This is a genomic window from Pseudotabrizicola sp. (assembly GCF_030684215.1).
Lineage (GTDB): Bacteria > Pseudomonadota > Alphaproteobacteria > Rhodobacterales > Rhodobacteraceae > Pseudotabrizicola.
Genome location: NZ_JAUXOV010000081.1, coordinates 1 through 13,316, shown reverse-complemented (window position 1 = coordinate 13,316; position 13,316 = coordinate 1). Strand labels below are relative to the sequence as shown.

The following is a 13,316-nucleotide window of genomic DNA, read 5'->3' as shown; positions in this document are numbered from 1 at the left end:
GCGTGTGTGAAATCACGAAGGTAGGTGCATGGTGGGTGAAATCACGAACGAAACAAAGTCTCCGTTGCTGCCTGATCGTCTCGAACAGGCAGACCTGTTCGTTTGTGACATTTTCGATGCCGCGCCCAAGGGTGACATGGCTTCGATGGCGCACCCGATCTTTTCACTTTCGACCAAGCCCGATCATCGTATCCGCAGATACGAAGACGAAACCGGTAAGAATTTTGTGGAAGTGAAGCCCTCCGCCGAAGGGTTGGCAACCATCCATGACCGTGATGTCCTGATCTACTGTATCAGCCAGCTAATGGCCGCGATCAATGACGGAAAAATGCCCTCCAAGACACTGAGAATGAAGGCATACGACTTCCTGAAGGCAACAAACCGCGTCACTGATGGCCGTGGCTATGATGCTCTGCGAAGTGCGTTGATCCGGCTTCAAGGCACGCAGATTGAAACAAACATCGTAACGGGTGAGACTGAACAGCTCGACATTTTCAGCATCATCGACCGCGCAAGGATCGTGCGGCAAACCCGCGACGGGCGGATGCAAGAGATTGAAGTTCAGCTTTCGGACTGGGTGTTCAATGCGATCCGGGCGAAAGAAGTCCTTACCTTCCACCGTGACTACTTTCGGCTGCGGAAGCCGATTGAGCGCCGTCTGTATGAGCTGGCGCGCAAGCACTGTGGACAGAAGAAGGAATGGCGTATCACCCTGCCCGTCCTGCAGAGGAAATGCGGCTCTTCATCGACCCTGCGGGAGTTTCGCCGGCTAATTCAGAACATCGTCGAGCATGACAAAGAGCATGCCCATATCCCTGACTATGGCGTCCAGATGGGCGAGGACATGATCACTTTCACCAATCGCGGGACAATGCTGGAAGACCAGCAAACTGCGGGCGTGCCTAGTTTTGCATCCGTGCGCATTAGCCCGGACGCCCTGACGGAAGCGCGCGTGGTGGCTCCCGGTTGGGATGTCTATGTCCTTGAAAGCGAATGGCGCAGCTGGATGGCGGATGGTGGGCTTGATGCCCCCAAAAATCCTGACAAAGCTTTCCTAGGCTTCTGCAAGAAGTGGTATGAGCGGCGGGGCCGCCCTTAGCGGCCCCTGCTCTGCAAAAGCAGTTCCAGCCCTTCCCAAAGCGTGACGTTCTGTTCATTGCAGAATGCGCGAAACTGGTCGATGACGCGCTTCGGTCCAGGAATAGAAACTTTGTCCTGCGCTTCGGTTCGTTTTGGCCCAGGCCTGCGTTTGGCAGAAGGTTCACGACTGACAAAGCCAAGCGTTGTGCCTGCTTCTACTGCCTCTTTCAGCGCGCCTTGATCGGGCACAGCACGGGGCTTGGAGCTGTCAATCTTAGGAAGCTCGATGCCTCCACCAAACCCATACTTTCCGCTCATGCTGCCTTCGCTTTCATAAGGGTATCAATGACGGCCTGAGCATAATCGCGGGCGTTCTCGATGGCAGAAGCCACCTGCTTTTGCGCCTTTTCGGTCGCAGATGCCGTCTTACCCTTCATCTCCTGAGCCACCAGATCGGGCAGCTCCGCAAGCAACATGCTGTCACGGAAAATCCGGGTGTAGGGCGCGCGGCGCGCGATCCGCACGGGCAAAGTGTTGATATTGTTGGTCTCCATTTCCTGCCGCACGTCTCTTTCGTCGGTTGTCAGGAAGGCAGCGTTTGTGCGCGCAAAAAGCAACGTGTAGGCAATCGGGCTTCTGATCATCCTAGAAGTGGTTTCGACAAGGCGCACGGCCTGAGCTGCTTGCCGTGCTTCCATAGGTGAACCGTCCATAGGAATGATGCACAGGTCCGTGCGAGACAAGGCGAATGTAACGATCTGATCCTTCGACCCCTCAAGGTCGATGATGAGATAATCCGCCTCTGCTTCCATGCCGTCGATCAAGGCGACGGTGTCTTCCACCTGCGGGCGGGCATGAACGGCAAAAGGCAGGTCTCTGCCCGCTTCTTCACGCTCCCTTGCCCAAGCAAGGATGTTGGCGTTTGGGTCCAGGTCGAGAATGGCAACCCTGCCACCCGAAAGGGCGATCTGCTCGGCGAGCAACATGGCGGAGGTGGTTTTCCCCGATCCGCCCTTCGGGTTTGCGAAGGTGATTACAAACATAGGGCGACTCTGGTCCAAGTCATCTTTAATGTCAATGTTAACGTTGCATATATCTACAGTGTTAACTTTAAAGATATAGATATTTGTGCCGCGCGCTCAAGGCCGCAGCCTTAGCCGCCTTTGATCTGTAGCGGACTGCCGCTGAACACGACAAGGCAGTCAGGCTCAGAGGCAAACCAAGCGTAGCTGCCCCAAGCGAGACTGCTAACCGTCTTGCGGAAAGCCGGGGATGCACGATCCAGAAATGCCGTGACGAATGCAACGTGCTGAGGAGGGAAGCCCGCACCCTCAGCGATCAGCAGGAGCGCTGTTCTTCGGGTGTCATTCACAGGCCCGTCTGTGTGCACCACTTCCACAAAGACAAGGAGGGGATGCGATGGGCCAAGATCTACAAGGACGATATCGGGAAGGTTCTTGTCAGCCGGAATTACCAGGCCAATGGCCTTAGCGAGCTCGTCATCACGGGCAACGACCTTGTTGCCACTCTCGCTGAGCGAAATAACACCTGGCTTCTCAAGAAATTTCGGCGCGAACACCTCAATAACCGCCTTCGAAATATCGGCGCTCGGTCCAGTCGTTAAGCGGCGAGTCTCACCGTTGGGGAAGGTGACAAGCTCATACTGGCCGCCACCTGCTGCTCCCCTGCGCACGATGGCGATGCGCGCCAATGCACCAGCGTTCAAATGTTTTCCGCGCCACGCAGACGCCTTAGCGATAAATGTCGCCTCATCGATGTCTGGTGCCAGTAGATCAGCAAACTCCGCCTGCAAGGCATAGCGGCCCGCCGGTGAGGTGGTGGAAAGGCCCGGTTTATCGATGACAGCACCGTTCTGGATCAGGGCATAGCGGATCGTATCGTCGCGGATAGATTCGCGCGTGTTGACCGCATACCAGCGACCCGGCACGTCAGCCTTGCTGGGCTTCATCGATTCCTTCGCCCATGCGCCACGCGCTTCGGCATCTAGTTTTGCGGCCTGGTCGTCGGTCATGCGCGTGACCTGATCGGGCCTTATCCAGACGCTCAAACCTTCGACCGCCCCGACATAGGCCATGACGAAGATGGTTTTCGCCGCGATCTCCCAAATGCAGTGTTCCCGATTGGCTGATCCATCCGGGAAAATTACTGGCAGACGGGCATGAATCTCAGGCCAAGACAGAACGTGGGGCAAGCTCATACCTTACCCCCGTAGAGGCCAAGAAGGGCCTGCTCAATCGCAGTCCGTTTCGCCCCGCTCGTAACAAGGCGCTCGATCTGTGCCATGGCATCCGCCGTGGGCAACGGAATGGCCTCAAGCTCAAAAGCGGAAACGGCGACACTGCCGCTGATGCAGCGGAACATCTGATCGACCGTATCGCTGTTCAGAACGGCGGCGACGGCAGCGGACGAGACCTTTGGCATGCCGATGGGCCGGACCATGTTCAGATGGTTTTCGACAACGACACCCCCATGGGTCTCGATGAACATCGCGGGCAGCTCGGCTGCGATCAGGCGGCGCAGCTGCTCCTTGGCCGTGGTGCGCTGCACCAGAACGCAGCTCTTGTTGACGATAAGCCAGTCATCTCCTGGCTCCGTCTTGAAGTATGGACTGTGGTTTCTCTTATTGGCCCGGAAAATGAAGCACCCGTCCGGTGTCACGGCCTCGGCCCAAATGAGAGGGAAATGCCCTCGGCCTGCTCGGGCACGCATCTGCGACTTGAAGCGGTTCCAGATGAGGGGACCAGTAGAAACCTCATACCCCCAATCCGCAAGGCGCGTCGGCATAGCTTCTGCCGCCTCAATCAGACGAACGTGACGGGGATCGCGAGGAGCAATCCACGGTGCGCCCGTATCCTTCGGAAGACCGACCGTTCCGTTCTTCGTGAGCCGAACCCGTAGCTCGCTTTCGACATTAAGATAATGGACCTGAAACCTGCCGCGCTCACCACCCCGGCGATAGAGGGCGAGCAGAGTTTCCTGCAGGACATCCTCGAACACTCCCTTGCGCGCGTGCACGAAATCTATCGCGACCGGAGGCGCTTCCTCGGCCAGCAGGCGACGCAGCGCCGTGTAATATTGCCCCCCCAACACACTCGTCGGCGTGAGGTAGGCGACAATGCCGCCTGGCCGGGTCCAGCGAAGCGCCACGTCGGTGAATACACCATAAAGGTTGGCATGGCCGAAGAGGCTGCGACTGTAGCGCTGTCGCTGCGCTGGTGTCAGCTGCACCCGCCCATAGGGGGGGTTTCCGACCACCAGATCATAGATGGGCCTGGGTGGCTCCTCTAGGGTGTCGCATGTCTTGACGAACACCGGCACCTCGCGGCCACTCGCCCTGGCGAGGTCGGAGAGCATAATCTCCAACGCTGTCTGGGATAATCCGGCCGCATGGGGATCAAGCTCCAGACCTGAAAGCCGGTGGCCAAGCTGCGCGAGGATGAAGGCGGGATCGCTGTCTTTCAGATGGGCGCGCATCCGAACCGCAGCTTCGAGAAGAAACGCACCCCCGCCACTCGCGGGATCGAGCACACGGGCTGTCGTCCAGTCGAGCCCTCCCTCCTCAGCAAGGTCGAGCAACCTCTGGGTCAGGGCAGGCGGCGTATAGAATGCACCCATGGCGCTCCGCTCCCGGCTTGGAAGCAGGGCCGTGTAGAGGCTTGTAAGGGCGTGGCAGCCCTCAAGTATCGGGAGATGGGCAGCCATGCGGCCCATTGACCGCGCAAGGTGCAGAGCCGTGTCGTCCAGCTCACCAGTAGGGGCTGCAAAAGGTTTACTGACATAAAGTCCAGCGACCACTTGGCTGCCAAAGAACTCGATAGCTTTGCGCGCAAAGAGCGCCGCGAGGTCCGTGCGCTGTGCCTCCGCTACAGTCTCCGCCCATGCGCGGGCGACAACGCGAGCGCGGGCAAGCTCTTGCCGGGCAAGTCCAAGGTCAGGAGCTTTGCTCCTGCGTTGCGGCTTTTCGGAAACAAGGGCGATACTCATGCGGACTTCATCCGCATGAGATGCGGTCTTCCTTGGAAGGGGAGAACATTGATTTTACCTTCTTTCTTGCGCGCTTCGGCGATGTCGTAGCTGCTCTGCATCCGCATCAACGTGTCCATGGAAATGTCAAACGCCTTTTCGATCCGCAGCGCCATTTCCGGCGAAAGACTCGCCCGTCCGTTCAGGAACTTCGACAATGCAGGTCGTGTCACGCCCAGAATCTGCGCGGCGTCCGTGATGGATAAACCAAGTGGCTGAATCACCTCGGCACAAACGAAGCTGCCCGGATGGGCTGGTGCTTTCACCCTTGTTTTCGCGGCCATTTCTATCGTTTTCTTTCCCGGAAATCGTTCTAGGAACCGTGCTCTGTAACGTCACGAATTACAACAATGTTCTTTTTTTGTTCTTAACACAAGTGCGCACCGTATGGCAGAATGAGCACAGAACAGTGATACAGCGGCCAAGGTGGAACGGTGTCATCACGTGCGTCGGATGGTTTTCACGCTGACGCGGAAAAGCTGTGCGATCTCGGGCAGCGGCCTCAGTTCTTCATCGCGCATTCGGCGCACCTCAGCCTTTTGGGCAGTCGATAGGGCAGGGGGCCTGCCCCCGACGCGGCCACGTTTACGCGCCGCTTCCAGCCCCTCCTTGGTCCGCTCCGAAATCCGCTCCCGCTCAAACTGGGCGATGGACGCAAAGACATGAAACACCAGCCGACCGGCGGGCGTGGTGGTGTCGATGTCTTCGGCAAGCGACCGGAAACCCGCGCCGTGCGCCTGGATCGTGTCCACGATATCGAGAAGGTCACGCAAGGAACGGGCGAGGCGGTCATACTTGGTGACGGTGATCACGTCGCCTTGGCGAAGCTGATCGAGCAAGCGGTCCAGCTCGGGCCTGCTGCGGGCCGTGCCGGTGATCTTGTCAGCGAAGATCCTCTCGGCACCCGCCGCCTTCAAGGCGTCGAGCTGGCCGTCCAGGTTCTGGTCTTCCGTGCTAACGCGAGCGTATCCGATGATCATGCTGCACTTTGCCAAAAACCTCCCAAAACCGCAAAGGTTTAGTCATGGGTTTTTGTCCAGTCTAAGCCCTTGATGCTGGGTAGGGCAGGGGGTCGGGACAGAAACAACCGTATTTGACCACCTCATTAAGACCAGAGGTTTTTGTCCTGACAGACCGCCAGCGATGCGGGCGCTTGGCATCCTTTGCTTAGACTGCCTGAAACTGCACCAGCCGATTACAGACGCTTGTCTGACGGGTTTTACAGGCGGCAGCGGTGGCGGCTTGCACGCCCGTGGCGGCGTAGGCTAAAGCAGGGTTATCCCAGCCCCCCCGAGGATCCAATGGAACGCAGCCTGACCTATATCGCCCTGTTCGCCGCCCTGATCGCCGTGCTGGGCCTCGTGCCGCCGCTCTATGTGGCGGGTGCCGTGCCGGTCACCGCACAATCGCTGGGTATCATGCTTTGCGGCACCGTACTTGGGGCAAAGCGTGGCCTGCTGGCGGTCCTGCTGTTCCTCCTGCTCGTCGCCCTCGGCCTGCCGCTGCTGTCAGGCGGGCGCGGCGGCCTTGGCGTCTTCGTCGGCCCCTCGGTGGGCTTCCTCGTGGGCTTCCCACTCGCTGCCTTCACCGCCGGCTGGATCATGGAGCGCACCACGCTGCCCCCGTTCTGGGCGGCCACCGCAGGCGGGGTAATCGGCGGCATCGGCGTGATGTATGTCTTCGGCATCACCGGCATGTCCATCGTGCTGGATAAGACATGGTCCGAGGCATCCCTGCTGGCCCTCGCCTTTCTCCCCGGCGATGTGATCAAGGCAGTGCTGACCGGCCTCGTCACCCAATCCATCGCACGCGCCCGCCCCGGTGCCCTCCTGGCCCGCGCCTGATCCCGGTGAAAACGCTTAGGGCACGACGCTCAACGACGGCAATGGGCTCTTCGCGACCATTTCCCGCTCGGATTCCCAGCGAGAAAGGAAACCCACCTGCACCAGTGCGGCGCGATTTTGCGGTTTCGATCCCTCCTCGAGAAGGGAAAGCATCTGCTGCGCGAGATACATCTTGCTGGTCGAGGTCCTCACAATGTCTCCGGGTGTTAGGTCTGCGGGCAGGAACAAAACTCAAGCATTTCTGTCTTGGTCAATAACGACCGTTTTAGGGATGTAAGACCCCAACTAACTATGGTCTGCCAGACTAATAGCGATCCTCTTCTGGTCCTTCACGAGAACGTTTTTGGACAAATGAAAGGTCCACTCCATATGCGAATTGTGAAACATTAACCCATTCTGGAGGCATTTAAGTGCATAAAAAACTGACAGTTACCGCCGTTCTTCTGGCCTTGTCGGCGTCAAGCGCCGTCGCAGACGGCCAGTCCGTCACTACCGGTAGCAATGGTGTGGAGAAATCAGGCGGCGTAGCGTTTCGAGCCCAAGAGCAGGGAACACTGCATCCTGGCCATGTGGCCGTGTTCGCAACCGGCAAGAACGGCGAAGAAAAGTACAACAAACCAGCTGCAGACTACCACCTTGACGGCACACCTTATGAAGCCGGTCCGGGCGGATATGGCGCACAGCAGAGTGGCCGGGACTAATTGAGTTCATTACTGCGCAGGCTTGAGTGAAGCCCCGCAAATTGAAAGTGGCCGGACAATGTCCGACCACTTTTTTTAATTGGTAGCGTGGCGAAGCCCCCAGATTTGCACCCAGCGGACCTAAGCACGCACTAAGTCACCCCGCCTGACCAAGCGGGGCCTATTGATTCAGTAAATTCCAGCAGCAGTCAGTGCTTTCTGCAGATCCCGCATCTCTTCGCAATTGCCGCATAGCCCCTGCAAGGTGACCAAGTTGGCCTTCGCCTTGGTCGAATCACCCATCTGGATATACATCTCACCTTGATATTCCAGTGCGCCCAAGTGCCCAGGGTTCAATTTCAAGGCTTGGGAATAGGCTTTCGATGCCGCCGTCAAATCACCCAGTTTGCGCGAAGAAAACCCCAACAAGTTCCAGGCGTCGGCATTGCTCGGCTCGGCGGAAGTGATGCCTTGGAGCATAGTGCGCGCTTCACTATAGTTGGCTTCGGATATTAGTTTTTTAGCCTCAGCGTAGCTACCGGGCACGGCAGTAACTGTTGATTGATACGATCCGTCCTCGGTGCCTGCTGCAAAGCTTGGTGGAGCTAGCGGCAAAAGCAGCGAAAATACGGCAAAATTGGTAACATAAATCTTCCGAAGTGACATGACGAACTCCATAGATGTGATGTTAGGGGAGGTAGCACCCGCACTATGAAGTGCCATTCAAGCATGTGTGATACAGTGCCAGAACGCCCAGCAACTGCGGGACTTTTTTTATGTTAACGAGGGCACTAGCACGATTCACAGCTCCCAACCCAGATCCCTATCGCGTACGCGCTGTCTTTCCAGCTCAAGCTGACGCTGCTTTTCGCGCTCTTCCTCCAGCTTTCGCTGCTGCTCAATCCTCGGATCGGGCTTGTCCCGCCCAAGCACTTGCTTGAGCCGGTCGCGGATAGCGTCTGCCCCTGCATCATGGGCGGATTCATTCGCGCCAAGATCACGCCCGGCAATGCGTGCCAAGCGCTGTTTGATCTCGTCCTGGTCCAGTTCCTTCGCCTGCCGCCCAGCGACGGCGCGCAACGCCGCCAACCCGGCGCTGACGTGGCCGTGGCCCTCTTCGCGCGCCTCGGCCCAGGCATCTCGCGCCAGTTCCAACCGCTCGCGCATTTCGACAAAAATCGCCTTGGCCTGGCGAACCGCATGCACCCGTGCGCCCCTCTGGGTCAGCGGCGCGTAATCGCGGCCCTCGGCCTCGGCGGTCAGCTGTTCGCGGCGCTCAATGGCATTGGCAGCGGGGCCAAGCTTCAGCTCCGGCTCGCGGTCCAGTTCTTCGGCCTTCAACGTGTCACCAAGGGACAATGCCTCTTCGCGCTGCACCTCCAATGACCGATGATCGACGCGCTCCTCTTGCCCCGCCAGCTCAAGGGCGTGGTTTTGCAACTCGGCCCAGTAGCCGCGCATGGCCTCGATCTCCGGCCCGCCCGTGCTTGCCGCATCAAGTATGCGGGTCTTGTCGGTCAGCCCCTCGGCGGACAAGACGCGGGTGGTGGTCAGAATGTGGGCATGATGATTGCGCTGATCGCCCTCGCGGTGCGGGGCATGGATCGCTACATCTGCCGCGACGCCATAGCGCTCGACCAGCTGCGCGGCGAAGGCCCGCGCGATGTCGATCCGCGCCGAGTCCGATATCTCTGACGGCAAGGCCAGTTCCCATTCGCGGGCGGTCACCGAATTGGACCGGGTCTCTCGCGCCTCGGCGGCATTCCACAACGCGGCGCGATCCTGCGCCCATTCCGGCGCATCATCGGGGGCGAGAATGAAGCAGGCCTCTACCCCGCGCTTGGCGGTGTAATCGTGCATGCGCCCTTCGCGGTCGCACTCGATGACGGACGCCGACCGATAGGCCGCCGCCGCAGTGGCGGATCGTCCGGCGCTACGTTTGACCGTCTTGACCGAGAGGTGATAGCTCGCCATGCACGCGCCCTACCGATCCGGCGACGGGCAAACGCAGGCAGATAGCCGGGCAGGCAAACAGGCACCTATGCAAATTGGCATGCGGCTTGCTGACCCTCCGGTCACGCGTGCCACCGCGCAAACAGGCAGACATGCAGCCTCGCCGACAGGCGGGCGATCATGCTGCCAGTGACGCGCGGGGCCATCGCCAGGATGGGCAACCGTTTGCCGGACAAGCGCAGCGCGGCAAACCCGATCCGGTAGCCTGTCCCGCTCTCGGGGCAGGCTGAACCAGATCGCCCGCTGACACGGGTGGCATCGCGGAACCGCCCCGCTCTCGGGGCCAGTTCCAACGAGGGCGGCAGGGACAGCGGGACGCAATCCAACCGCGTAGGTTGGCCGGGAAGGGTTCGGGAAGGCGGGACGCTCTTCCTGATCCGGTGCAGCAAGCGCCGGACTGGGGGCGCCGTCGGCGGGGGGCCATGCCCCCGGAGAGACCGCACGCAAATCTCGGAAGCGCCACAGGCGATGGAGAGTTTGCATAAGTGCGCCCTTGACCTATTCGGCCTACGGGTAACCGCTTGACCTTGCCCCGTCAATGCTCCATTCAACCCCAAGATGTTTTGAATTTCGGCGTGTGTGAAGGTACGAATGGCTGAGACAGAATTAGACCGCGCCGAAAAGCGCTATGCCCAGGCCAAGGCGCGCCTCCTCGCCCTGAAGAACCGGGAGGCGACGAAGGCGCGCAAGCTGGATACCCGGCGCAAGATCATCCTGGGCGGCGCTCTGGTCGATCTGGCGGAACGGGATTCCAATGCTGCCGCGATGATCGAACGCCTGATCCGCAACCTACCCCGCGAACAGGACCGCAAGGCTTTCGAAGGCTGGGATGCGAAGCAGCCCGCCAAGGCAGAAGATCCTCCCCCTGCCCCGCCGCCCGCCGCTCCGGGTTCCGCCCTGCCCGCGTCCCTGCAGAAGCGGACGCAGCATCTGGCTTCCTCAAAGAGTCAGCCCTCGTAAGGTCCAAGCGCAGCTTGGCCTCCCTGCCCTTCCAACCGGACTTCATCATCTTGCAGTATGTATTCTCCGCCTTGGGACTGCTGTCGCGGCTGTCCCTCCTCGTTGTTGTCACCCCAATCCTCGCCGGATGGTTCTTTGTCTGGATGGTGATCGCCACCGGCTTTGCCTGGTTCGCCTGGCTGATCGTGATCATCATCCTTTCAGACGTGCCGATGGGCGAAGCCCTCTGGCACTGGTTCGTGTTCTGGCCGATGACAATTACCGGCTGGTTCATCGGCGCAAGTGACTGGTCGAACCGGACCGGCATCAAACTCTGGGGGCGCAAGGCAGGGGACAGCCACGGCTCGGCGCGCTTTGCCACCCGGAAAGAACGCGCAGCGTTCGAAGGCGGCGCGGGCCTCCTGATCGGGCGCGACCTCGATACCGGCAAGCTGTTACGCTATGACGGACCGGCGCATTTGCTGACCCTCGCCCCGACAAGGGCAGGCAAGGGTGTTGGCACGGTGATCCCGAACCTGCTGCTGGCTGAACGCTCGGTGCTGGTGATCGACCCCAAGGGCGAGAATGCGAAGATCGCGGGCGAGGCGCGCAAGCGGTTCGGCGCGGTTCATATCCTCGACCCCTTCGGCGTCACCGGCATGCCCGCCTCAGCCTATAATCCCCTCGGGCGGCTTGACGCGGAAAGCCTCGACATGGGCGAAGATGCCGCCTCATTGGCAGAAGCCCTGGTGATGGACCCGCCCGGCCAGGTCTCGGAAGCGCATTGGAATGAAGAGGCCAAGGCGCTGCTGTCAGGGCTGATCATGTTCGCCGTGGCGCACGAGGATCAGGACCGCAAGACCCTCGCCACCGTGCGGGAATATCTGACCCTGCCGCCAGAAAAATTCCGCACCCTTCTGGAGCTGATGCAGGACAGCACCGCAGCCGGGGGTTTGATCGCCCGCGCTGCCAACCGCTTCCTCGGCAAATCCGACCGCGAAGCGGCCTCGGTGATGTCCTCGGCGCAGCGCCACACCCATTTCCTCGACAGCCCCCGCATCGCAGCCGCCACGGCGCGTTCAGACTTTCAGCTCTCCTCCCTGCAGCATGACCTGACCTCGATCTTCCTCGTCCTGCCGCCGAACCGCCTCGATGCCTACAGCCGCTGGCTGCGCCTTCTGGTGGCCCAGGCGCTTCAGGACATCGCAAGGGATGCGGAAGCCGCTCAGGCAGGCTCTGCGCGCCTGAAACAGCCCGCCCTGTTTCTCCTCGATGAGTTCGCAGCTCTGGGCCGTCTGGAAGCGGTGGAGCGTGCCATGGGGCTGATGGCGGGCTATGGGCTGCAACTCTGGCCGATCCTTCAGGACATGAGCCAGCTCAGAGACCTCTACGGCGCGCGGGCCAATACCTTCGTTGCCAACGCGGGCGTGCTGCAAACCTTCGGGGTGAACGATTTTGAGACGGCCAAATGGCTAAGTCAAAGCATGGGCAAGGAAACCATCGGCTATCAGACCGAAAGCCACCGGCCCGGTGATATCGCCACCACCACCCAGCACATCGCGGCGCGTGACCTGATGACCCCGGATGAAATCATGCAGATTGACCCCTCGGTCCAGTTGCTGCGCGTCCAGGGCAAGCCGGTGATCATCGCCCGCAAGTTGCGCTACTTCGCGGACAGGGAATTTGACGGGCTCTACCTGTCACCGGATGCGCAACCCACAAATCCTAAATCTGAACCCGCAACGCTGAACGCTTAAATCCTATCGCTGATCTCATAACACTCACCGCACATCCCTGATCACGGAAATCACAATGCCCAGCCCCGGTTCTGCCGCCCCTGCCCCATCCCTCGCCGTGCTCAGTGAAACCGTGGATCTTCTGGGCGTCGTCGTCGCCAAGATGTCGGAGAAGCTAGATCAGCATGGGGAAACCCTCGTGACGGTCCAGAAGACCGCGCTGGAAAGTCGGGATGCCGCACAGGCGGCTAAGTCCTACACTGATCCGCAACGCTATGGCCGCCATATCGGCAACGAGATCGACAAGGCATTGGTCGTCCCTCTCAATCGGTTGGAAGCCCTGCACTCCGGCTTCGCTGCTGATCGGCAAGATACCCGCCGCACTCTGGATGATCTGGCCCGACAGGAAGAGGCCGTGCTTCAACGTCTGCGGGACGATCAGGCAAGTGCGGGGCGCCGGAAGAAGCGCATCCCATTCATAGCACTCTTTGGGTTGGTCCTGGTGCTTTGCCTGGCCATCGCTCTGCCCCGCTTTATGGCAGTCAGCGGCACTGCCTGCGCCGTTCTTGGGGGCGAGTGGCTGAAGGAGAACGCAAGTGGTCGGTTAGCTTGTGTTTTCTATGGGGGATGACCCTGAAGCTCTGCCATGTGTGAGTGTTATATGGTGTTAAAATATGTGTTACGCTATGGAAAGTGGCCCATAATCATTTGATATTAATGGTATTTCAGACATGCCCTGTGTGCAGAGTCACGAAAGGGCGTGTGCAGAGTCACGAAGAAACGTGTGTAAAGTCACGAAAGCACCCTTGCCGTGTGTGAAATCACGAAGGGTCTTGACGGCGTGTGTGAAATCACGAAGGTAGGTGCATGGTGGGTGAAATCACGAACGAAACAAAGTCTCCGTTGCTGCCTGATCGTCTCGAACAGGCAGACCTGTTCGTTTGTGACATTTTCGATGCCGCGCCCAAGGGTGACATGGC

The 13,316-nt window shown here is 59.7% G+C and carries 16 protein-coding genes; 6 read left to right on the top strand and 10 right to left on the bottom strand.

Going from position 1 to position 13,316, the window contains the following annotated elements:
- Window positions 1-28: 28 nt before the first annotated feature.
- Complete coding sequence (locus Q8K08_RS21875) at window positions 29-1,099, top strand: replication initiator protein A (protein ID WP_305251709.1); 1,071 nt, start codon at window positions 29-31, stop codon at window positions 1,097-1,099.
- On the opposite strand, the gene Q8K08_RS21870 is transcribed toward Q8K08_RS21875, so the two are convergent.
- From Q8K08_RS21870 to Q8K08_RS21845, 6 genes are all read right to left on the bottom strand, one after another.
- A complete protein-coding gene (locus tag Q8K08_RS21870; protein ID WP_305251708.1) occupies window positions 1,096-1,398 on the bottom strand; it encodes a hypothetical protein in 303 nt (100 codons plus the stop codon). The two genes, Q8K08_RS21875 and Q8K08_RS21870, sit on opposite strands and share 4 nt — an antisense overlap.
- Window positions 1,395-2,123 (bottom strand): ParA family protein, encoded by a 729-nt coding sequence (locus tag Q8K08_RS21865; protein WP_305251707.1) that lies wholly within the window; start codon window positions 2,121-2,123, stop codon window positions 1,395-1,397. Before Q8K08_RS21865 ends, Q8K08_RS21870 begins: the two co-directional genes overlap by 4 nt.
- A 110-nt stretch (window positions 2,124-2,233) precedes the next feature.
- Entirely contained in the window at window positions 2,234-3,298 is a 1,065-nt protein-coding gene (locus tag Q8K08_RS21860; RefSeq protein WP_305251706.1) for a BsuBI/PstI family type II restriction endonuclease, read from the bottom strand.
- Window positions 3,295-5,085, bottom strand: coding sequence for a class I SAM-dependent DNA methyltransferase (locus Q8K08_RS21855; protein ID WP_305251705.1), 1,791 nt, complete (start codon window positions 5,083-5,085; stop codon window positions 3,295-3,297). Before Q8K08_RS21855 ends, Q8K08_RS21860 begins: the two co-directional genes overlap by 4 nt.
- Entirely contained in the window at window positions 5,082-5,408 is a 327-nt protein-coding gene (locus Q8K08_RS21850; protein ID WP_305251704.1) for a HigA family addiction module antitoxin, read from the bottom strand. Before Q8K08_RS21850 ends, Q8K08_RS21855 begins: the two co-directional genes overlap by 4 nt.
- Before the next feature lie 156 nt (window positions 5,409-5,564).
- Window positions 5,565-6,104, bottom strand: coding sequence for a recombinase family protein (locus Q8K08_RS21845; protein WP_305251703.1), 540 nt, complete (start codon window positions 6,102-6,104; stop codon window positions 5,565-5,567).
- 321 nt (window positions 6,105-6,425) lie between these two features.
- Between Q8K08_RS21845 and Q8K08_RS21840 the strand changes: the two genes are divergently transcribed.
- A complete protein-coding gene (locus Q8K08_RS21840) occupies window positions 6,426-6,968 on the top strand; it encodes a biotin transporter BioY (protein ID WP_305251702.1) in 543 nt (180 codons plus the stop codon).
- Between the two features lie 15 nt (window positions 6,969-6,983).
- On the opposite strand, the gene Q8K08_RS21835 is transcribed toward Q8K08_RS21840, so the two are convergent.
- Entirely contained in the window at window positions 6,984-7,139 is a 156-nt protein-coding gene (locus Q8K08_RS21835; RefSeq protein WP_305251701.1) for a hypothetical protein, read from the bottom strand.
- A gap of 239 nt (window positions 7,140-7,378) precedes the next feature.
- On the opposite strand from Q8K08_RS21835, the gene Q8K08_RS21830 reads away from it, so the two are divergent.
- The gene (locus Q8K08_RS21830) at window positions 7,379-7,669 is read left to right on the top strand and encodes a hypothetical protein (RefSeq protein ID WP_305251700.1); all 291 of its coding nucleotides are present in this window, start codon (window positions 7,379-7,381) and stop codon (window positions 7,667-7,669) included.
- Window positions 7,670-7,837: 168 nt separating this feature from the next.
- Here the strand turns inward: Q8K08_RS21830 and Q8K08_RS21825 are convergent, their stop codons facing one another.
- The 3 genes from Q8K08_RS21825 to Q8K08_RS21815 form a co-directional block, all read right to left on the bottom strand.
- Window positions 7,838-8,314 carry a tetratricopeptide repeat protein gene (locus tag Q8K08_RS21825; RefSeq protein WP_305251699.1) on the bottom strand — a complete coding sequence of 159 codons (477 nt, stop codon included), beginning with the start codon at window positions 8,312-8,314 and terminating at the stop codon, window positions 7,838-7,840.
- Window positions 8,315-8,449: 135 nt separating this feature from the next.
- On the bottom strand, window positions 8,450-9,622 hold the full coding sequence (gene mobQ / locus Q8K08_RS21820) for a MobQ family relaxase (protein ID WP_305251698.1): 1,173 nt from the start codon (window positions 9,620-9,622) through the stop codon (window positions 8,450-8,452).
- A 101-nt stretch (window positions 9,623-9,723) separates the two neighbouring features.
- Window positions 9,724-9,987, bottom strand: a complete 264-nt coding sequence (locus tag Q8K08_RS21815; RefSeq protein WP_305251697.1) for a hypothetical protein — start codon at window positions 9,985-9,987, stop codon at window positions 9,724-9,726.
- Window positions 9,988-10,252: 265 nt separating this feature from the next.
- On the opposite strand from Q8K08_RS21815, the gene Q8K08_RS21810 reads away from it, so the two are divergent.
- The 3 genes from Q8K08_RS21810 to Q8K08_RS21800 are packed head-to-tail and all read left to right on the top strand — an operon-like array spanning window position 10,253 to window position 12,967.
- Entirely contained in the window at window positions 10,253-10,621 is a 369-nt protein-coding gene (locus Q8K08_RS21810; RefSeq protein WP_305251696.1) for a mobilization protein, read from the top strand.
- A gap of 50 nt (window positions 10,622-10,671) precedes the next feature.
- The gene (locus Q8K08_RS21805) at window positions 10,672-12,357 is read left to right on the top strand and encodes a type IV secretory system conjugative DNA transfer family protein (RefSeq protein ID WP_305251695.1); all 1,686 of its coding nucleotides are present in this window, start codon (window positions 10,672-10,674) and stop codon (window positions 12,355-12,357) included.
- 55 nt (window positions 12,358-12,412) lie between these two features.
- Window positions 12,413-12,967 carry a hypothetical protein gene (locus Q8K08_RS21800; RefSeq protein WP_305251694.1) on the top strand — a complete coding sequence of 185 codons (555 nt, stop codon included), beginning with the start codon at window positions 12,413-12,415 and terminating at the stop codon, window positions 12,965-12,967.
- Window positions 12,968-13,316 lie beyond the last annotated feature (349 nt).